Below are 20,494 nucleotides of genomic sequence, written 5' to 3' on the forward strand. Positions count from 1 at the left end.
CTCTTAGGGATATCGTTTCAATGCGCTGGTTGCTCGCTCTTTTCTGCTGCTCGGTTATCGCTGTCTCCCACGCCTCCGCGACGGATACCCTGGACGGCAAGGTCATCGAGAAAGTCCTGGTCCTCAAGTCGGCCCATCAGTTGCAACTGATCAACGACGGCAAACCCTTCAAGACCTACCGCATTTCCCTGGGCAAACAGCCCAAGGGGCCGAAGCTCATGGAAGGCGACAAGCGCACGCCGGAAGGCTTCTACTGGCTGGACTGGCGCAAGACCAGCGACCGCTTCAACCTGGCCATGCATATTTCCTACCCGAACATCAGCGATTCCGCGCGTTCGCGCCGCGAGGGCGTGGAGCCCGGCGGCATGATCATGATCCACGGCACCCCGGACAGCGAAGACTACCCCGAGCAGTACTTCCACACCCTGGACTGGACCGATGGCTGCATTGCCATGCGCAACGTCGACATGCGCGAAGTCTGGGGCCTGGTCCCGGACGGCACGATGATCGAAATCCGCCCCTGATTCCTCGCTGAAACGCCGCTAAAACACCTCAGTTACAAAAAAAATCGCAGGCCGCGCCGGCTTCGAAAGGTGAATACCAATTCCCCCTCGAAGAACCGCCGCCCCTGCGATTTTCGCATTCATGGCCAGACCGCCCTAATACCACTTTCCCAAACCAAGCCCGCCAACCCCCATAAAGCTCCCGTTCTCGCGCGCCATCGCCGTAGTACTGGCGTTGACATGGTATTTAAGTGGTATTAGTTTTCGCCACATTACCGGGCGACAACAAACCAATAACGCATCGGAACCTCGACAGATGAACCACATCCTGGCCCTGCGCCCCGACGATACCCAGCCGACCCCGCTGTACCTGCAACTGGCGCGCAACCTTGAAGCCGCGATCCATGCCGGCCAGTGGAAAGCCGAACAGGCCCTGCCCTCGGAACGCAACCTGAGCGAGATGCTCAACATCTCCCGCGTCACCGCGCGCAAGGCCCTGGAAGTGCTGTTCGAACAAGGCCTGATCCGTCGCAGCCAGGGCTCCGGCACCTTCATCACCCCACGCCTGGAACAACCGTTGTCGCGGCTGTCCGGCTTCAGCGAAATGCTCCGCCTCAAGGGCTTCGTCCCCGGCTCCCAATGGCTGGAGCGGGAAATCACCACGCCGACCCACGAAGAACTGATCCGCCTCGGCCTGTCGCCGAACGACAAGGTGGCGCGCCTCAAGCGCCTGCGCAAAGCCGACGACACGGTGATGGCGATCGAAATGAGCACCCTGCCGGCCTCGATCATTGCCCAGCCGGACGCCATCGGCGATTCGCTCTACGCCTACCTCGATGGCATCGGCCGCCCGGTGGTCCGAGCCCTGCAGCACATCCAGGCGATCAACGCCTCCGCCGAGTTCGCCGCCCTGGTGGGCATCGCCCCCGGCACCGCGATGCTGCTGATGACCCGTGTCGGCTACCTCGAAGACAACACCCCGATCGAAGTCACCGACACCTATTGCCGCAACGACTACTACGACTTCGTCGCCGAGCTGCGTCGCTAAACCAGGCCGCTGAGCCAGGCCGCTGAGTCGCCAAGAACCCGTCCCAGAGAGCAGCCCATGTCCGAATACAACATCCTCACCCCGCAAGGCTGGATTCGCGGCCACCTGAACCACCGGGACGGCAAGGTCACCGGCATCGAAGGCAGCCCCTGCGACCCCGCGGACAACGACCTGCCCTACCTGCTGCCGGGCTTCATCGACCTGCATGTGCACGGCGGCGGAGGCAAGGACATCATGGAAGGCGCCCCGGCGTTCGAGACCATCACCCGCACCCACGTACGCTTTGGCACCACCTCGCTGCTGGCCACCACCATGACCGCGCCGACCGAGGAGATCACCCGGGTCCTGGGCGCCATCGGCGAATATTGCGAGCAGCGCCCCAGCGGCAGCGCCCGGGTGCTCGGCGTGCACCTGGAAGGTCCGTATATCAATCCAGGCAAGCTCGGTGCCCAGCCCAATTTCGCCCATACCGCGCTGATGGCCGAAGTCGAGGCCTATCTGCGCCTGGCGCCGATCCGGGTGATCACCATCGCCCCGGAAATCGCCGGCCATGACGCGCTGATCCGCGCCCTCAGCGCCCGCGGCATCCGCATGCAGATCGGCCACACCCTGGGCAGCTACGAGGAAGGCGTGGCCGCGCTCGACGCCGGGGCCACCAGCTTCACCCACCTGTATAACGCCATGAGCCCGCTGCATCACCGCGAGCCGGGCATAGTCGGCGCCGCCCTGGCCCACGCCCAGTACGCGGAACTGATCCCCGACCTGCTGCACGTGCATCCCGGCGCCATGCGCGTGGCCCTGCGCTCGATCCCCTGCCTGTACTGCGTGACCGACTCCACCGCGGCCGCCGGCATGCCGGATGGCGAATACAAGCTCGGCAGCCACACCGTGACCAAATGCCTGGGCGGCGTGCGCCTGCCGGACGGCACCCTGGCCGGCAGCACCCTGACCATGGACCAGGCCTTGCGCAACCTGGTGAAGATCGGCCTGCCCCTGGCCGAAGCTTCGCAACGCTTGTCACAGTTTCCCGCCGATTATCTCGGCCTGGCCGAACGCGGGCGTTTGCAGGTCGGCAGCTGGGCCGACTGCGTGTGCCTGGATCGCTCACTCACACTGACCGCCGTCATGGTCGAAGGAGAAGACATTGACTTCAAAAATGCTTGAAGAGGCGCTGTCCTCTGCCGCGGCCGTCGAAGGCCAGTTGCAGCACCTGGACCCGCAACTGATCGAAGTGGCCGGGCGCCTGAACCGCCAGCCGCCGCAAGTGGTGATGACCGTCGCCCGCGGCAGCTCCGACCATGCCGCCAGCTACTTCGCCTACCTGACCATGCAGCAGCTGGGCTTCCCGGTCGCGTCCTTGCCGATGTCGGTGGTGACCATGCAACAGGCGCCACTGCGGGTCAGCGGCCAGGCGGCATTCGCCTTTTCCCAGTCCGGACAGAGCCCCGACCTGGTCAACAGCATGCGGCTGCTGCGCAAACGCGGGGCCTTGAGCGTGGCCATGGTCAACGCCCAGGACAGCCCGCTGGAAGCCGCCAGCGAGTTCTGCCTGCCGCTGCACGCCGGCGCCGAACGCAGCGTGGCGGCGACCAAGAGCTTTATCGCCACCCTCAGCGCCAGCGCCCGCCTGATCGCCCACTGGAAACAGGACGCGCAATTGCTGGAAGCCGGCCTCGCCCTGCCCCAGGGACTGCGCGAAGCCGCGATCCAGGACTGGAGCCCGGCCGTCGAGGCCCTGCGCGATAGCCAGCGGCTGATGGTGATCGGCCGCGGCGCCGGTTTCGCCATCGCCCAGGAAGCCGCGCTGAAACTCAAGGAAACCTCGGCGATCCAGGCCGAAGCCTTCAGTAGCGCGGAAGTTCGCCACGGCCCGATGGCGCTGATCGGCGACAACTACCCGCTGCTGGTGTTCGCCCCACGGGGCGCGGAACAGGCCGGCCTGATCAGCCTCGCCGCCGACATGCGCCAGCGTGGCGCCCGAGTGCTGCTGGCGGCGCCGGACGACATCGCCGAGCGCGACCTGACCCTGAGCCGGGCCGAACACCCGGCGCTCGATCCGATCCTGGCGATCCAGAGTTTCTACGGCATGGCCGCAAGCCTTGCCGAGGCCCGCGGCATGGACCCGGACCAGCCACGACACCTGAGCAAAGTGACCCGCACCCACTGAGCCTTTCCTTCAACGGATGAGTACTGCGCCATGCACAACAACAATAAAGACCTGACGCTCGGCGCTCCCTTGAGCGGCCCGGTGCTCACCCTCGCCAGGGTCCCCGACCTGGTGTTTTCCAGCGGCGCCATGGGCGACGGGATCGCCATCGACCCGCTGAACAACACCCTGCACGCCCCGTGCGCCGGCGTAGTGGTGCATGCCGCCCGCACCGGCCACGCAGTGACCCTGCGCGCCGACAATGGCGCGGAACTGCTGCTGCACCTGGGCCTGGACACTGTCCAGCTGCAAGGCGAGGGTTTCTCCATGCTGGTGCAGGAAGGCGCCCGGGTCAGCAGCGGCCAGGCCCTGCTGCGCTTCGACCTCGACCAGGTCGCGCGGAACAGCAAAAGCCTGATCAGCCTGATGATCCTGACCAACGGTGAACACTTCCAGGCCCTGCCCATCACCCTGAAATCGGTGAAAGTCGGCGAACCGCTGCTGCACATCGTTCCGCGCGCGACCAATGGGGCCCAGGCGCAAGCCAGCGACACCTCGACCGACGAGGTCGAAGGCCATACCCGGGTCAATCACCGCGGTGGCCTGCATGCCCGGCCCGCTGCGCTGGTCCGCCAGACCGCCCAGGGTTTCAGCAGCAAGGCGCAACTGCATTTCAACGGCAAGTCGGCGTCCTGCGACAGCCTGGTCAGCCTGATGGGGCTGGGGGTCGGTGAGCAGGACGAGGTGCGGGTCAGTTGCCAGGGCAAGGACTGCAAAGCCGCCCTGCTGGCGCTGCTGGACGCCCTCGCCACCCCGCTGGCCGAAGACGCCCACGCCGCGGCGCCGGCGGTGAAGGCCGCCACACCCCAGCGCCCCGCCGAAGCCGGGGTGATCCAGGGTGTCTGCGCCGCCCCCGGACTGGTCTGCGGGCCGCTGTTTCACCTGACCGCCATGACCCTGCCCGAAGACAATGGCGGTCACCTGCCCCAGGAACAACTGCAGGCGCTGGACCAGGCCCTGGAAAAGGTTCGCAGCGACATTCGCGGCACCCTGGACCACGCCCGGCAACGCAAGGACAACCAGGAAGAAGCGATCTTCGCCGCCCACCTGGCCCTGCTCGAAGACCCGGCGCTGCTGGACGCCGCCCACCAGAGCATCGCCCAGGGACGCGCCGCCACCCACGCCTGGAGCGACGCCATCGGCGAACAGTGCGAGATCCTGCTGCAACTGGGCAATGCCCTGCTCGCCGAACGCACCAACGACCTGCGCGACCTGCAACAACGGGTGCTGCGCGCCCTGCTCGGCGAAGCCTGGCATTACCAGCTGCCGGCCGGCGCCATAGTCGCAGCCCACGAACTGACCCCGTCCGACCTGCTGCAACTGAGCGAGCAAGGCGCCGTTGGCCTGTGCATGGCCGCCGGCGGCGCCACCTCCCACGTAGCGATCCTGGCCCGGGGCAAGGGCCTGCCCTGCCTGGTGGCCCTGGGCTCGGAGCTTGTCGATGTGCCTCAAGGCCAGCAGGTGGTGCTGAACGCCGATCAGGGTCGCCTGGAACTGACACCGGACACCGCCCGTATCGAACAGGTCCGGCAGAGCCATCTGCTGCGCCAGCAACGGCGCGAGCAACAACAGCAACAGGCCCAGCTGCCGGCCAGGACCCTCGACGGCCAGGCGATCGAAGTCGCCGCCAATGTCGCCTCCAGCCAGGAAGCCGAGAACGCTCATGCCAACGGTGCCGACGGCGTCGGCCTGCTGCGTACCGAGTTTCTGTTCGTCGACCGGCATACCGCCCCCGATGAGCAGGAGCAGCGCCAGGCCTATCAGGCCGTACTCGATGCCATGGGCGACAAGGCGGTGATCATCCGCACCATAGACGTGGGCGGCGACAAGCAACTGGACTACCTGCCATTGCCGGTGGAAGCCAACCCGGTGCTGGGCCTGCGCGGCATTCGCCTGGCCCAGGCCCGCCCGGAACTGCTGGACCAGCAACTGCGTGCCCTGCTGCAGGTCAGCCCACTGCAACGCTGCCGCATCCTGCTGCCGATGGTCAGCGAGCTCGACGAACTGCTGCATATCCGCGAGCGCATCGATTGCCTGTGCGCCGAGCTGGGGATCGGCCAGCGCCCGGAGCTGGGGGTGATGATCGAAGTCCCGGCCGCCGCGCTGCTCGCCGAGCAACTGGCCGAATACGCCGACTTCCTCTCCATCGGCACCAACGACTTGTCGCAATACACCCTGGCCATGGACCGTGACCATGCCGGCCTGGCCACGCGGGTCGATGCGCTGCACCCGGCGCTGCTGCGGCTGATCGCCCAGACCTGCGCCGGCGCGGCCAGGCACGGCCGCTGGGTCGGGGTGTGCGGCGCCCTGGCCTCCGATCCGCTGGCGACGCCGGTACTGGTCGGCCTGGGGGTCAGCGAGCTGTCGGTGAGCCCGCCGCAAGTGGGCGAGATCAAGGAACGGGTCCGCCAGCTGGACGCCGCCGAATGCCGGCGGCTCAGCCACGACCTGCTGAACCTGAGCAGTGCCTCGGCGGTGCGCCATGCCTGCCACCAACACTGGCCCCTGAGCTGAACAACAAGAACACCGGGAGACACGCCATGTACCAATTATTCATCGAAGGCCTGCAGCGCCTGGGCCGGGCCCTGATGCTGCCGATCGCGATCCTGCCGATCGCCGGCCTGCTGCTGCGCCTGGGCGACACCGACCTGCTGAACATCGCGATCATCCACGATGCCGGCCAGACCATCTTCGCCAACCTGGCGCTGATCTTCGCCATCGGCATCGCCGTGGGCTTCGCCAAGGACAACAACGGCACCGCCGGCCTGGCCGGCGCCATCGGTTACCTGGTGATGGTGGCGACCCTCAAGGTGCTCGACGCCAGCATCAACATGGGCATGCTCGCCGGGATCATCAGCGGCTTGCTGGCCGGCGCCCTGTACAACCGCTTCAAGGACATCAAGCTGCCGGAATACCTGGCATTCTTTGGCGGGCGGCGCTTCGTGCCGATCGTCACCGGCTTCAGCGCCGTCGGCCTGGGGGTGGTGTTCGGCCTGATCTGGCCGCCGATCCAGCACGGCATCAACAGCTTCGGCGCCCTGCTGCTGGACAGCGGCAGCTTCGGCGCCTTCGTCTTCGGTGTGTTCAACCGCTTGCTGATCGTCACCGGCCTGCACCACATCCTCAACAACATGGCCTGGTTCGTCTTCGGCAACTTCACCGATCCGACCACTGGCGCCCTGGTCACCGGGGATATCTCGCGTTACTTCGCCGGCGATCCCAAGGGCGGCCAGTTCATGACCGGCATGTTCCCGATGATGATCTTCGGCCTGCCCGCCGCCTGCCTGGCGATGTATCGCAACGCCTTGCCGGAGCGGCGCAAGGTGATGGGCGGGATCCTGCTGTCGATGGCCCTGACCTCGGCCCTCACCGGGGTGACCGAACCGGTGGAATTCGCCTTCATGTTCCTCGCCCCCTTTCTCTACCTGGTGCACGCCCTGCTGACCGGCCTCGCCATGGGCCTGACCAACTTCCTCAATATTCACCTGGGCTTCACCTTCTCCGGCGGCGCCATCGACATGGCCCTGGGCTGGGGCAAGTCCACCAACGGCTGGCTGATATTTCCCGTGGGCCTGCTCTATGCGGTGATCTACTACACGGTCTTCGACTTCTGCATCAAACGCTTCAACCTGAAAACACCGGGCCGCGAAGACACCCCAAGTACCGAAAAAGCCGCCATGACCAACAATCAGCGCGCCGGTGCCTATATCCGGGCCCTGGGCGGCGCGGACAACCTGATCACCGTCGGCGCCTGCACCACCCGCCTGCGCCTGGAACTGGCCGACCGCAACAAGGCATCGGACAGCGAGCTCAAGGCCCTTGGCGCCATGGCCGTGGTGCGTCCCGGCAAGGGCGGCAGCCTGCAAGTGGTGGTCGGCCCGCTGGCCGACAGCATCGCCGATGAAATTCGCCTGGCCATGCCCAGCGCCGGCAAGCCACTGGAGCAGCCAGGCCCCGCCGCTGCGGCCTTCGAAGCACCGGCAGCGGTGAGCATCGCGCCCCAGGAAGCCGTGAAATGGCTGGACGCCTTCGGCGGCAGCGACAATGTGCTGCAACTGGACTGCGTGGCCATGACCCGCCTGCGGGTGCAACTGGGCGACAACAAGGCGCTGTCGGAATATCAGCTGAAGAGCCTTGGCTGCCAGGGCTCGAGCCAGCTCGATGATGGCGTCTGGCACCTGCTGATCGGGGAAAAGGCCGCGAGCCTGGGCCAGGCGCTGGATACCCTGATCAACCGCAGCGAGGTCAGCGCCAAGGTCTGACGGGCTCGCATGCTGTAGGAGCGAAGCTTGCTCGCGATCAGGTCCACAGTGAAGAAGATGGCGCCTGGACGGGCGCTATCGCGAGCAAGCTTCGCTCCTACGGGGGTGGCAGCGAACCGGCACAAAAAAGCCCGCTGACCGTTACCGGTTCAGCGGGCTTTTTCATGGGCGGGGCCTTAGAAGTCTTCCAGACGCCAGACTTCATAAGCCGGTGTCTCGTAGGGATGGCTCTGCTTGAGGGCCATCACCACGCTGCGGATCAACTCGTCGGCCACCACCAGCTCGACTTTCCATTCCTGCACCTGCTCGACCTGGCCGGTCTGCCCGAGAAACGGCTGGCTGCCGTCCAACGGGCGGAACTGGCCCTGGCCCAGCACCTGCCACGCACACTGGTCGTAAGCGCCGATCCGTCCGCCACCGGCGGCGAATACGGCGTTCTTGACCACTTCCACGTGGCTGGGCGGGACGAAAAAGCTGAGCTTGTACACGGGCCTTAGTTCACCCACACGCGAGCGTTACGGAACATGCGCATCCACGCCGCATCTTCGTTCCACTCTTCCGGACGCCAGGAGTTCTGCACGGCACGGAATACCCGCTCAGGGTGCGGCATCATGATGGTGACGCGACCGTCGCGGCTGGTCAGGCCGGTGATCCCGCGCGGCGAGCCGTTCGGGTTGGCCGGGTAGCTTTCGGTGACCTTGCCGTGGTTGTCGACGAAGCGCAGGGCCACGCAACCGGACAGGTCGGCTTCGAGCAGCGCTTCTGCGCTTTCGAATTCCGCATGGCCTTCGCCGTGGGCGATGGCGATCGGCATCCGCGAACCGGCCATGCCCTGCAGGAAGATCGAGTTCGACTCCTGGACCTGGACCATCGCCACACGGGCCTCGAACTGCTCGGACCGGTTGCGCACGAAGTGCGGCCAGAACTCGCTGCCCGGGATCAGCTCGTGCAGGTTGGACATCATCTGGCAACCGTTGCACACGCCGAGGGTGAAAGTGTCGTTGCGCTCGAAGAAGCCCTGGAAGGCGTCGCGGGCACGGCTGTTGAACAGTGCCGACTTGGCCCAGCCCTCGCCGGCGCCGAGTACGTCGCCGTAGGAGAAGCCGCCGCAGGCGACCATGCCCTTGAAGTCGTTGAGGTCGACGCGACCGGCGAGGATGTCGCTCATGTGCACGTCGATCGCGTTGAAGCCAGCGCGGTCGAACGCCGCGGCCATTTCCACCTGGCCGTTGACGCCCTGCTCGCGCAGCACCGCCACCTGAGGACGCACGCCTTTCTTGATGTAAGGCGCGGCGATGTCCTGGTTGACGTCGAAGCTCAGCTTGACGCTCAGGCCCGGGTTGTCTTCTTCCAGCAGGACGTCGAATTCCTGCTCGGCGCAGTCGGCGTTGTCGCGCAGGCGCTGGATCTGGTAGCTGGTTTCAGCCCACTGGCGCTGCAACAGGCGACGCTCGCCGGCGAAGACGCTTTCGCCGTTGAAGCTGATGTTGATATGGCCGTTGTTGACCGGCTGGCCGATCACCGCCACGCAGTCGCCCAGGCCGGCGGCGCTGAATTGCGCCAACACGCCCGGGGTCGCGTCCTGGCGCACCTGGATCACCGCACCCAGTTCTTCGTTGAACAGGATGGCGGCGATCTCGGTCGAGGTCTCGGCCAGGGCGTCGAGGTTCAGGTTCAGGCCGCAGTGACCGGCGAAGGCCATTTCCACCACGCTGGTCAGCAGACCACCGTCGGAACGGTCGTGGTAAGCCAGCAGGTGACCGTCGGCGTTGAGGCCCTGGATCACCGCGAAGAAGGCTTTCAGGTCTTCGGCGTCATCGACGTCCGGAGCCTGCTTGCCGAGCTTGCCGTGCACCTGGGCGAGGATCGAGGCGCCCATGCGGTTCTGGCCGCGACCGAGGTCGATCAGGATCAGATCGGTGGTGCCCTTGTCCATGCGCAGTTGCGGGGTCAGGGTCTGGCGGATGTCGGCCACAGGCGCGAAACCGGTCACGATCAGCGACAGCGGCGAGGTCACGCTCTTGTCGACGCCCTTGTCGTTCCAGCGAGTGGCCATGGACATGGAGTCCTTGCCCACCGGGATGGTAATGCCCAGCTCAGGGCACAGCTCCATGCCAACCGCTTTCACGGTGTCGTACAGACGAGCGTCTTCGCCTGGGTGACCGGCAGCGGACATCCAGTTGGCCGACAGCTTGATGTCGGAAATCTTCTCGATGCGCGAAGCGGCGATGTTGGTCAGGGTTTCGCCGATGGCCATGCGGCCCGACGCCGGAGCGTCCAGCAGCGCCAGCGGAGTCCGCTCGCCCATGGCCATGGCTTCGCCGGTGTAGACGTCGAAGCTGGTGGCGGTGACGGCAACGTCGGCCACCGGAACCTGCCACGGGCCGACCATTTGGTCACGGGCCACCAGGCCGGTGATGGTGCGGTCGCCGATGGTGATCAGGAAGCTCTTGCTGGCCACGGCCGGGTGATGCAGGACGCGCTCGATGCTTTCGGCGATGTCCAGGTTGGCCGGATCGAAATCGTCGCCCAGTTCAGTCTCGCGAACGGCCGAACGGTGCATGCGCGGAGCCTTGCCCAGCAGCACTTCCAGCGGCATATCCACCGGGCTGTTGCCGAAGTGGCTGTCGGTCACGGTCAGTTGCGGCTCGGCAGTGGCTTCGCCGACTACCGCGAACGGGCAGCGCTCACGCTCGCAGATGGCCTGGAAGCGTTCGAAATCAGCGGCGCCGACGGCCAGGACGTAACGTTCCTGGGATTCGTTGGACCAGATTTCGTGCGGGGCCATGCCCGGCTCGTCGTTCGGAATATTGCGCAGTTCGAAGCGACCGCCACGGCCGCCATCGTTGACCAGCTCCGGGAAGGCGTTGGACAGGCCGCCCGCGCCGACGTCGTGGATGAAGCTGATCGGGTTCTTGTCGCCCAGCTGCCAGCAGCGGTCGATGACTTCCTGGCAACGGCGTTCCATTTCCGGGTTTTCACGCTGTACCGAGGCGAAATCCAGGTCGGCCGAGCTGGTGCCGGTGGCCATGGAGGAAGCAGCGCCGCCGCCCAGGCCGATGAGCATCGCCGGGCCGCCGAGGACGATCAGCTTGGAGCCGACGGTGATCTCGCCTTTCTGTACGTGTTCGGCGCGGATGTTGCCCATGCCGCCCGCCAGCATGATCGGCTTGTGGTAACCGCGAACTTCTTCACCGCGCGGGGTGTTGATGGACTGTTCGAAGGTACGGAAGTAGCCGGTCAGGGCCGGACGGCCGAATTCGTTGTTGAACGCCGCGCCGCCCAGCGGGCCTTCGATCATGATGTCCAGGGCGTCGACGATGCGCTCGGGCTTGCCGTACGGCTTTTCCCATGGCTGTTCGAAGCCCGGGATCTGCAGGTTGGACACGGTGAAACCGGTCAAGCCGGCTTTCGGCTTGGCGCCGCGACCGGTCGCGCCTTCGTCGCGGATCTCGCCGCCGGAGCCGGTGGAGGCTCCCGGGAATGGCGCGATGGCGGTCGGGTGGTTGTGGGTCTCGACCTTCATCAGGATGTGCACCGGCTCCTGCACCGCGCCGTACTGGCGGGTATCCGGATTCGGGTAGAAGCGCCCGGCAACGGAACCGACGATGACCGCCGCGTTGTCCTTGTAGGCCGACAGCACACCTTCGTTGTGCATCTGATAGGTGTTCTTGATCATGCCGAACAGGCTTTTTTCCTGGCTCTGGCCGTCGATATCCCAACTGGCGTTGAAGATCTTGTGGCGGCAGTGCTCGGAGTTGGCCTGGGCGAACATCATCAGTTCGATGTCGTGCGGGTTGCGCTTGAGCCCCTGGAAGGCGTTGACCAGGTAATCGATTTCGTCTTCGGCCAGGGCCAGGCCCAGCTCGGTGTTGGCCTGCTCCAGCGCGGCGCGGCCACCACCGAGGATGTCGATGGCGGTCAGCGGCTTCGGCGTGGCATGGCTGAACAGGCCGGCAGCCTGTTCCAGGTTGCCCAGCACGATCTGGGTCATGCGGTCGTGCAGGGTGTCGGCGATCAACTGCGCTTGCGCGTCGCTGAATTCACCGGCCACGTAGAAGGCAATACCGCGTTCCAGGCGCTGGATCTTGCTCAGGCCGCAGTTGCGGGCGATATCGCTGGCCTTGCTCGACCATGGCGAGATGGTGCCGAAACGCGGCAGCACCAGGAACAGACGACCGGTAGGTTCTTGCACCGGTACGCTTGGGCCGTACTTCAGAAGGCGCGCAAGCACCTGCTGTTCGTCGCCGGTCAGGACGCCGGTAACTTCGGCGAAGTGAGCGAATTCAGCATACAGGCCACTGACAGCTGGAACCTTCTGGCTCAGTTGCTCAAGGAGTTTGCTGTGGCGAAAGGCAGAAAGGGCAGGAGCGCCGCGCAGGATCAACATCTTCGGGACAGCCTCGGGAAGGGGGTGTGCTTTGAGGCCGTGCATTCTAGCCTAAACCGCCCGCGACGGCACCCGAAACGGCACGCCCGAGCACGGCCAGACGTCGGCCCGTGCGCAGCCCCCTGCGACAAAGGCTTATCCGGCCCCTTCGGAAGGGTTATTTGAACCCTCTCGGCAAGCCGCGAAGGCCCACTCCCGAGGGCTTTGGCCGGGGGCCGGGACCTCTAGCAGACAAGCCCTTCGCTGTCGAGATATGGCGGTTGTTGTCCTTTGCGTATACTGCGCAGATGTTTTCCCCAATGGCTTTACGTCCGCGCTGTGCCCGATGGCTCATCGCAACCGGACTCTTCCTGATGCTCAGTGCCTGCGTTGAGAAACCCAGCACACTGGAGCGAGTAAAGGAGGATGGCGTGCTGCGGGTGATCACCCGTAACAGCCCGGCCACCTACTTTCAGGATCGCAATGGTGAAACCGGCTTCGAATACGAGCTGGTGAAACGCTTCGCCGACGATCTGGGGGTGACGCTGAAGATCGAAACCGCGGACAACCTCGACGACCTCTTCGACCAGCTGGGTAAACCTAACGGCCCGGTGCTGGCTGCTGCCGGTCTGGTCAGCAGCGAGAAACGCAAGCAGCAAGTCAGGTTTTCCCACACCTACCTGGAAGTCACCCCGCAGGTCATCTACCGCAACGGCCAGTCCCGCCCCACCGATGCGGGCGACCTGGTAGGCAAGAAGATCATGGTGCTCAAGGGCAGCACCCACGCCGAGCAACTGGCCGAACTCAAGCTGAAATACCCCGGCATTCAATATGAAGAGTCCGACGAGGTCGAAGTGGTCGACCTGCTGCGCATGGTCGACGAAGGGCAGATCGACCTGACCCTGGTGGATTCCAACGAAGTGGCGATGAACCAGGTGTATTTCGCCAATATCCGCGTCGCCTTCGACCTGGGCGATGCCCGCAACCAGAGCTGGGCCGTGGCCGCCGGCGAAGACAACAGCCTGCTCAACGAAATCAACGACTTCCTCGACAAGGTGCAGAAGAACGGCACCCTGCAGCGCCTGAAGGACCGTTATTACGGGCACGTGGACGTCCTCGGTTATGTCGGCGCCTACACCTTTGCCCAGCACCTGCAGCAGCGCCTGCCCAAATACGAGAAACACTTCAAGGCCTCGGCCAAGGAAGAAAAGGTCGACTGGCGCCTGCTGGCGGCCATCGGCTACCAGGAATCCTTGTGGCAACCGAGCGTCACCTCCAAGACTGGCGTGCGCGGCCTGATGATGCTGACCCAGAACACTGCCCAGGCCATGGGCGTGTCCAACCGCCTGGATGCCAAGCAAAGCATCCAGGGCGGCGCCAAGTACCTGGCGTACATGAAGGATCAACTGGACGACAAGATCGAAGAGCCGGACCGCACCTGGTTCGCCCTCGCCGCCTACAACGTCGGCAGCGGCCACCTGGACGACGCCCGCAAGCTGGCGCAAAAGGAAGGGCTGAACCCGAACAAGTGGCTGGACGTGAAGAAAATGCTGCCGCGTCTTTCGCAGAAGCAGTGGTACAGCAAGACCCGCTATGGCTACGCCCGGGGCGGCGAGCCGGTGCATTTCGTCGCCAACATCCGTCGTTACTACGACATCCTGACCTGGGTCACGCAGCCGCAGCTGGAAGGCGACCAGGTGGCCGAAGGCAATCTGCATGTGCCGGGCGTGGACAAGACCAAGCCGACCCAGGAAACCCCGCCGCTTTAAACCGCATCGCGAGCAAGCTCGCTCCTACAGAGATAGACGGAGGCCACTATTTCCGTGCACGCCGCCAACCCTGTAGGAGCGAGCTTGCTCGCGATAGCATCAAAGACTGTTACCTGGCCGCCGCCAGGATTAGCGCCTTCATCTCCGCCACCGCACCCTTGAAGCCGACGAACAGCGCATGGGCCACCAGCGCATGGCCGATGTTCAGCTCGTTGATGCCCTTGATCGCCGCGACCGCCTCGACGTTGTGGTAATGCAGGCCGTGGCCGGCATTGACGATCAGGCCCTGGCCCAGGCCGAACGCCACGCCATCGGCCACGCGTTGCAGCTCCTCGGCCACCTCGCTCGGCGTTTCGGCATCGGCGTAACGCCCGGTGTGCAACTCGATGGCAGGTGCGCCCACCCGACGGGAGGCTGCAATCTGCCGCTCATCGGCATCGATGAACAGCGACACTTCGGCGCCGATCTTCGACAGGCGCTCTACCGCCGCCTTGATCCGCGCCTCCTGCCCGGCGACATCCAGGCCGCCTTCGGTGGTCAGCTCCTGGCGGGTTTCCGGAACCAGGCAGATGTGCGCCGGACGGATGCGCTCGGCGAACGCCATCATTTCCTCGGTGACGCCCATCTCGAAGTTCATGCGGGTTTGCAGCACGTCCTTGAGCAGCAGCACGTCGCGCTCCTGGATATGCCGGCGGTCCTCGCGCAGGTGCACGGTGATGCCGTCGGCCCCCGCCTCTTCCGCGTCCAGCGCCGCCTTGACCGGATCAGGGTAACGAGTACCCCGGGCCTGACGCAGGGTGGCTACGTGGTCGATGTTCACGCCAAGAAGAATGCGATTGCTGGTGGTCACGGAAGCGCTCCTGAGGAGTTAGAGATTCGGTGCACAGCATATAGTGTCCGCTGGCGAAAATAACTGCCGGCGTTCGGCCGTGCAGCCCTCAAAGTCGAGTCGGATCAGGATTCAAGCGGATTTGTGCAACAAGACAGGCTAAGGCTTGCGAAACAATTCGCGACTGACCAATGGCCGACCGCCCAGGTGCACCGCCAGCGCCTGGCGCATCAGGCGCTTGGCTGCCACCAGCGCCCCGGGGGCGCTCCAGTCGGCTTGCGCCATGGCCAGCAGCTCGGTGCCGTTGAACAGGCCCGGTTGCAACAGCTGAACCTGCTCCAGGCCGGCATCCACCTGCAGGCGATACATGCCCTGCGCCTCAATCGGCGCGCCGTGGATATCCGTGTCCAGGGCAAAACCGTAGCCCAGGTCGTCCAGCAGGCGCCACTCGAAGGCACGCAGCAAGGGTTCGAGGGCCCTGCCCTCGGCCAACGCCAGCAAGGTCGCCGCATAGTGCTCGAAGATCGCCGGATGCGGATCTTCGGCGGGCAGCAGGCGGATCAGCAGCTCGTTGAGGTAGAGACCGCTGAACAGCGCCTCGCCGTTGAGCCAGGTGGAGGTTCCCGCGCTCTCCATGCGCCCGACGTTTTTCAGCTCGCCGCGCCCACGAAACTCCACTTCCAGCGGCACGAACGGCCGCGCCAGGGTCCCGGCCTTGCCCCGCGCGCCACGCAACACCGCGCGCAGCCGCCCTTGGGGCGTGAGGAAGTCCACCAACGCACTGCTCTCGCGATAGGCGCGACTGTGCAGGACGTAAGCGGGCTGGCCGATGGGAGGGTTACTGGACATAGGTGTCGGGGGATCTCAAGGCTTGAGAAAGTGACAGGTCCGGAATTATCGCGAGCAGCACACCCGCTCCCTTGTAGGAGCGAGCTTGCTCGCGATTGAGCGCAAAGCGCTCGCAGGAGTTACAGGTCGCCGTAGCCCAGCGAACGCAGGGCGCGCTCGTCGTCGGACCAACCGCCTTTGACCTTGACCCACAGGTTGAGCATGACCTTGGAGTCGAACAGCAGCTCCATGTCCTTGCGCGCTTCCATGCCGATGCGCTTGATGCGCTCACCCTTGTCGCCAATGATGATTTTCTTCTGGCCATCGCGCTCGACGAGGATCAAGGCATGAATGTGCAGGGTCTTGCCCTGCTGCTTGAACTCTTCGATTTCCACGGTGATCTGGTACGGCAGCTCGGCACCCAGCTGGCGCATGATCTTCTCGCGCACCAGTTCGGCGGCGAGGAAACGGCTGCTGCGGTCGGTGATCTGGTCTTCCGGGAAGAAGTGATCGTTTTCCGGCAGGTGCTTGGCGATCAGGCCTTCCAGGGCTTCCAGGTTGTGGCCCTGCTGGGCCGACACCGGAACGATCTCGGCATTCGGCAACTGTTCCTGCAACCAGGTCAGGTGCGGCATCAGCTCGGCCTTGTCCTCGATGCGGTCGGTCTTGTTGATCGCCAGGATCACCGGGCCCTGCACGTACTGCACACGTTCCAGCACCAGTTGGTCTTCGTCGGTCCACTTGGTGCGGTCGACGACGAAGATCACCACGTCGACGTCTTTCAAGGCCGCCGAGGCGGTCTTGTTCATGTAGCGGTTCAGCGCCTTCTCGTTGCTCTTGTGCATGCCCGGGGTGTCGACATAGATCGCCTGGATGGCGCCTTCGGTCTTGATGCCGAGCATGTTGTGCCGCGTGGTCTGCGGCTTGCGCGAGGTGATGGCCAGCTTCTGCCCCAGGATATGGTTCAGCAGCGTGGACTTGCCCACGTTCGGACGGCCGACGATGGCGACATAGCCACAGCGTGTTGCGGTTGTATCAGTCATGGCCATTCTCCACGCCCAGGGCAATCAGTGCTGCGGCGGCCGCTACCTGTTCGGCAATACGACGGCTCACACCCTGACCTCGGCTTTTTTCGTTCAGTAGGGTGATTTCACATTCGACGAAGAACGTCCGGCAATGGGGCTCACCCTGGATATCCACCACTTCGTAGCGGGGCAATTCACAGGCACGCGACTGCAGGAACTCCTGCAGGCGGGTCTTGGGGTCCTTGTTGGTGTCGACCAGCGTCAGGCTGTCGAACTCGGACGTCAGCCAGGACAGCACACGCTCACGCGCGACCTCCATGCCAGCATCCAGGTAGATCGCACCGATCAGCGCTTCCAGGGCATCGGCGAGGATCGACTCACGGCGGAAGCCGCCGCTTTTCAACTCACCGGAACCCAGGCGCAGGTATTCGCCCAGATCGAAACCGCGGGCCAGTACGGCCAGGGTTTCTCCCTTCACCAGGCGCGCGCGCAGACGCGACAGCTGGCCTTCGCGGGCCTGGGGAAAACGCTCGAACAGCGCTTCGCCGGCGACGAAGTTGAGGATGGCGTCACCGAGGAATTCCAGGCGTTCGTTGTTGCGCCCGGCAAAACTGCGGTGAGTGAGGGCCAGGACCATCAGCTCCTGGTCCTTGAAGGTGTAACCGAGCTGACGCTCGAGACGGCTCAAAGAAACGCTCACGGTTTACCCACGCTGAGTTCGTGGTTGAATTTCACCACCTTGGAGACGAGGCACGAGGTGCCTGTGGCAATTAACGCTGTGTTCAAATCCACATCCTGAATATCGTTGACTGCTGCTTCTGGTGACGCCTGGGAGGCTGCCGAACCTGGCGGGCCGGTGTTCTGCAAGATCCAGAAAAGCATTCGGCGCTGTGTTCAACAGCGCCGTGTTTGATTACTTGATCAGGCCAACCCGCGAGAAATTCGGCAGGTGGCTGAGTTTCGGTTCGGGCCAGCTCATCCAGACTGCGAAGGCCTTGCCGACGATATTCTTGTCGGGAACCATGCCCAGCAGGTCCTTGGGAATGCTCGGGTCATCCCAGTAGCGGCTGTCGTTCGAGTTGTCGCGGTTGTCGCCCATCATGAAGTAGTGCCCGGCAGGCACGGTCCACTGACGGTCCGGGGTCGCCCGGTAGCGGCTCATTTCCTTGCGGATCAGGTGCTCGGCGGCGCCGAGTTTTTCCTTGTAGAGCTCCGCGCTGCCCAGGGTGCCCGGCTCGGAGCCGACCAGCTGTTCGGCGACCGACTGGCCGTTGACCAGCAGGCGCTTGTCGCTGGTGTAGCGCACTTCGTCGCCCGGCAGGCCAACCACACGCTTGATGTAGTTGACGTTCGGATCGCTCGGGTAGCGGAACACCATCACATCGCCGCGCTGCGGATCACCGACCTCGATGATTTTCTTGTCGATCACCGGCAGGCGGATCCCGTAAGAAAACTTGTTCACCAGGATGAAGTCGCCCACATCCAGGGTCGGTTTCATCGATCCCGAAGGAATCTGAAACGGTTCCACCAGGAACGAACGCAGCACCAGCACGATGAACAGCACCGGAAAGAACGATTTGCCGTACTCGACCAGCATCGGCTCCTTGTTCAGTTTCTCGATGACCAGTCCATCCGGCTGGCTGACGCTGCCCTGATAGTTGGTAATGGCGGCACGCCGACGCGGCGCCAGAAAGACCAGATCGAGCAACGCCAAGAGGCCGCAGACGGCGACGGCGATGACCAGCAACAGCGGGAAATTTAGCGACATAGGACCTAACTATCCAACCTGAGCACGGCAAGGAAGGCTTCTTGTGGAATCTCCACGTTACCCACTTGCTTCATGCGTTTCTTACCGGCCTTCTGCTTTTCCAACAGCTTGCGCTTACGGCTAACGTCACCACCGTAGCATTTGGCCAGTACGTTCTTTCTGAGCGCCTTGACGGTTGTCCGCGCCACAATCTGCCCGCCAATGGCGGCCTGGATTGCCACGTCGAACATCTGCCGAGGAATCAGTTCCTTCATCTTCTCGGTCAACGCACGCCCTTTGTAGTGCGCGTTGTCACGGTGCACGATCAATGCCAGGGCGTCGACTTTCTCACCGTTGATCAGCACATCCAGCTTGACCAGATTAGCCGATTGGTAGCGATCGAAATGATAATCCAGCGAAGCATAGCCACGACTGGTGGATTTGAGGCGGTCGAAGAAGTCCAGGACCACTTCGTTCATCGGCAGGTCGTAGGTCACCTGGACCTGGCTGCCGAGGAACAGCATGTCGTGCTGTATGCCGCGCTTCTCGATGCACAGGGTAATGACGTTACCCAGGTGCTCCTGCGGCACAAGGATATTGGCCCGCACGATCGGCTCGCGCATGTCCTCGATGGACGACAGATCCGGCAACTTCGACGGGTTATCGACGTAGATCGTCTCACCATTCTTCAGTTGCAGCTCGAAAATCACCGTCGGCGCCGTGGTGATCAGGTCCAGGTCGTATTCGCGCTCCAGGCGCTCCTGGATGATTTCCATGTGCAGCATGCCGAGGAAGCCGCAACGGAAGCCGAAGCCCAGTGCGTCGGAGCTTTCCGGGGTGTATTGCAGCGACGAGTCGTTCAGCGTGAGCTTTTGCAGGGCTTCGCGGAAGTCTTCGAAGTCGTCGGAGCTGACCGGGAACAGGCCGGCGTAGACCTGCGGCTGAATGCGCTTGAAGCCGGGCAGCACTTCGACGTCAGGGGTCGAGCTCAGGGTCAGGGTGTCACCAACCGGTGCACCATGAATGTCCTTGATGCCGGCGATGATGAAGCCCACTTCACCGGCCTTCAGGTCGGTGGTGGCGGTGTGTTTCGGGTTGAATACACCGACGCTGTCCACCAGGTGGATCTTGCCGGTGGATTTCACCAGGATCTTGTCGCCCTTTTTCACGCGGCCATGGCGCACGCGAACCAGGGACACGACGCCCAGATAGTTGTCGAACCAGGAGTCGATGATCAACGCTTGCAGCGGATCCTCGATGTTGCCGGTCGGCGCGGGAATGGTGGTTACCAGGCGCTCCAGCACCTCGTCGACACCCAGGCCGGTCTTGGCGCTGCAGGTCACGGCGTCGGTGGCATCGATACCGATGATCTTCTCGATCTCTTCCTTGACCCGGTCCGGATCGGCCTGCGGCAGGTCGATCTTGTTCAGCACCGGCATGACCTCCAGGCCCTGCTCGATGGCGGTGTAGCAGTTGGCGACCGACTGCGCTTCCACGCCCTGGCCAGCGTCGACCACCAGCAAGGCGCCTTCACAGGCGGCCAGCGAGCGGCTGACTTCATAGGTGAAGTCCACGTGGCCCGGGGTGTCGATGAAGTTCAGCTGGTAGGTGATGCCGTCGCGAGCTTTGTAATAGAGGGTAACGCTGTGGGCCTTGATGGTGATCCCGCGTTCACGCTCAAGGTCCATGGAGTCCAGAACCTGGGCTTCCATTTCGCGCTCGGCCAGGCCGCCGCACATCTGGATGAAGCGATCGGCCAGAGTCGACTTGCCATGGTCAATGTGGGCGATGATGGAGAAATTGCGGATATGACTCAAATCACTCACGGATCAACACTCAAAAAGGCTGCAGGCATAGCCCGCCGAAAAATAGCCGGGAATTGTACCTGATAGACGACGCAAGCGTCAC

At 64.0% G+C, this 20,494-nt stretch carries 16 protein-coding genes; 7 read left to right on the forward strand and 9 right to left on the reverse strand.

Going from position 1 to position 20,494, the window contains the following annotated elements:
- Positions 1 to 20: 20 nt before the first annotated feature.
- From NRG23_RS13755 to nagE, 6 genes are all read left to right on the forward strand, one after another.
- Positions 21 to 524, forward strand: a complete 504-nt coding sequence (locus NRG23_RS13755) for a murein L,D-transpeptidase family protein (protein WP_009047135.1) — start codon at positions 21 to 23, stop codon at positions 522 to 524.
- A 295-nt stretch (positions 525 to 819) separates the two neighbouring features.
- Positions 820 to 1,551, forward strand: a complete 732-nt coding sequence (locus NRG23_RS13760) for a GntR family transcriptional regulator (RefSeq protein WP_016702727.1) — start codon at positions 820 to 822, stop codon at positions 1,549 to 1,551.
- A gap of 57 nt (positions 1,552 to 1,608) precedes the next feature.
- Complete coding sequence (gene nagA / locus NRG23_RS13765) at positions 1,609 to 2,715, forward strand: N-acetylglucosamine-6-phosphate deacetylase (protein ID WP_016702726.1); 1,107 nt, start codon at positions 1,609 to 1,611, stop codon at positions 2,713 to 2,715.
- Complete coding sequence (locus NRG23_RS13770; protein WP_009047132.1) at positions 2,696 to 3,718, forward strand: SIS domain-containing protein; 1,023 nt, start codon at positions 2,696 to 2,698, stop codon at positions 3,716 to 3,718. Before nagA ends, NRG23_RS13770 begins: the two co-directional genes overlap by 20 nt.
- 30 nt (positions 3,719 to 3,748) lie before the next feature.
- Entirely contained in the window at positions 3,749 to 6,271 is a 2,523-nt protein-coding gene (gene ptsP / locus NRG23_RS13775; protein ID WP_257374804.1) for a phosphoenolpyruvate--protein phosphotransferase, read from the forward strand.
- Positions 6,272 to 6,297: 26 nt separating this feature from the next.
- Entirely contained in the window at positions 6,298 to 8,019 is a 1,722-nt protein-coding gene (gene nagE, locus NRG23_RS13780) for an N-acetylglucosamine-specific PTS transporter subunit IIBC (protein ID WP_257374805.1), read from the forward strand.
- A gap of 176 nt (positions 8,020 to 8,195) precedes the next feature.
- Here the strand turns inward: nagE and NRG23_RS13785 are convergent, their stop codons facing one another.
- Both NRG23_RS13785 and purL read right to left on the reverse strand, forming a co-directional pair.
- On the reverse strand, positions 8,196 to 8,507 hold the full coding sequence (locus tag NRG23_RS13785; protein WP_009047129.1) for a YqfO family protein: 312 nt from the start codon (positions 8,505 to 8,507) through the stop codon (positions 8,196 to 8,198).
- 5 nt (positions 8,508 to 8,512) lie between these two features.
- Positions 8,513 to 12,409, reverse strand: coding sequence for a phosphoribosylformylglycinamidine synthase (purL, locus tag NRG23_RS13790; RefSeq protein WP_009047128.1), 3,897 nt, complete (start codon positions 12,407 to 12,409; stop codon positions 8,513 to 8,515).
- 287 nt (positions 12,410 to 12,696) lie between these two features.
- Here purL and mltF point away from each other — a divergent pair, with 287 nt between their 5' ends.
- Positions 12,697 to 14,157, forward strand: coding sequence for a membrane-bound lytic murein transglycosylase MltF (gene mltF / locus NRG23_RS13795; protein WP_257374808.1), 1,461 nt, complete (start codon positions 12,697 to 12,699; stop codon positions 14,155 to 14,157).
- Between the two features lie 109 nt (positions 14,158 to 14,266).
- On the opposite strand, the gene pdxJ is transcribed toward mltF, so the two are convergent.
- From pdxJ to lepA, 7 genes are all read right to left on the reverse strand, one after another.
- Positions 14,267 to 15,007, reverse strand: coding sequence for a pyridoxine 5'-phosphate synthase (pdxJ, locus tag NRG23_RS13800; RefSeq protein ID WP_009047126.1), 741 nt, complete (start codon positions 15,005 to 15,007; stop codon positions 14,267 to 14,269).
- 138 nt (positions 15,008 to 15,145) lie between these two features.
- Complete coding sequence (gene recO / locus NRG23_RS13805; RefSeq protein WP_257374811.1) at positions 15,146 to 15,835, reverse strand: DNA repair protein RecO; 690 nt, start codon at positions 15,833 to 15,835, stop codon at positions 15,146 to 15,148.
- Positions 15,836 to 15,954: 119 nt separating this feature from the next.
- Complete coding sequence (gene era, locus NRG23_RS13810) at positions 15,955 to 16,857, reverse strand: GTPase Era (RefSeq protein ID WP_007932155.1); 903 nt, start codon at positions 16,855 to 16,857, stop codon at positions 15,955 to 15,957.
- Entirely contained in the window at positions 16,850 to 17,539 is a 690-nt protein-coding gene (rnc, locus tag NRG23_RS13815; protein ID WP_009042306.1) for a ribonuclease III, read from the reverse strand. Before rnc ends, era begins: the two co-directional genes overlap by 8 nt.
- Positions 17,536 to 17,721 (reverse strand): hypothetical protein, encoded by a 186-nt coding sequence (locus NRG23_RS13820; RefSeq protein WP_009047124.1) that lies wholly within the window; start codon positions 17,719 to 17,721, stop codon positions 17,536 to 17,538. Before NRG23_RS13820 ends, rnc begins: the two co-directional genes overlap by 4 nt.
- 31 nt (positions 17,722 to 17,752) lie before the next feature.
- Positions 17,753 to 18,607: a signal peptidase I gene (gene lepB / locus NRG23_RS13825; RefSeq protein ID WP_007932153.1), complete on the reverse strand. Its 855-nt coding sequence runs from the start codon at positions 18,605 to 18,607 to the stop codon at positions 17,753 to 17,755.
- 5 nt (positions 18,608 to 18,612) lie between these two features.
- Positions 18,613 to 20,412 carry a translation elongation factor 4 gene (gene lepA / locus NRG23_RS13830; RefSeq protein ID WP_007932152.1) on the reverse strand — a complete coding sequence of 600 codons (1,800 nt, stop codon included), beginning with the start codon at positions 20,410 to 20,412 and terminating at the stop codon, positions 18,613 to 18,615.
- Positions 20,413 to 20,494: the final 82 nt, after the last annotated feature.

This window comes from Pseudomonas sp. T8 (assembly GCF_024610635.1).
Classification (GTDB): domain Bacteria; phylum Pseudomonadota; class Gammaproteobacteria; order Pseudomonadales; family Pseudomonadaceae; genus Aquipseudomonas; species Aquipseudomonas chlororaphis_I.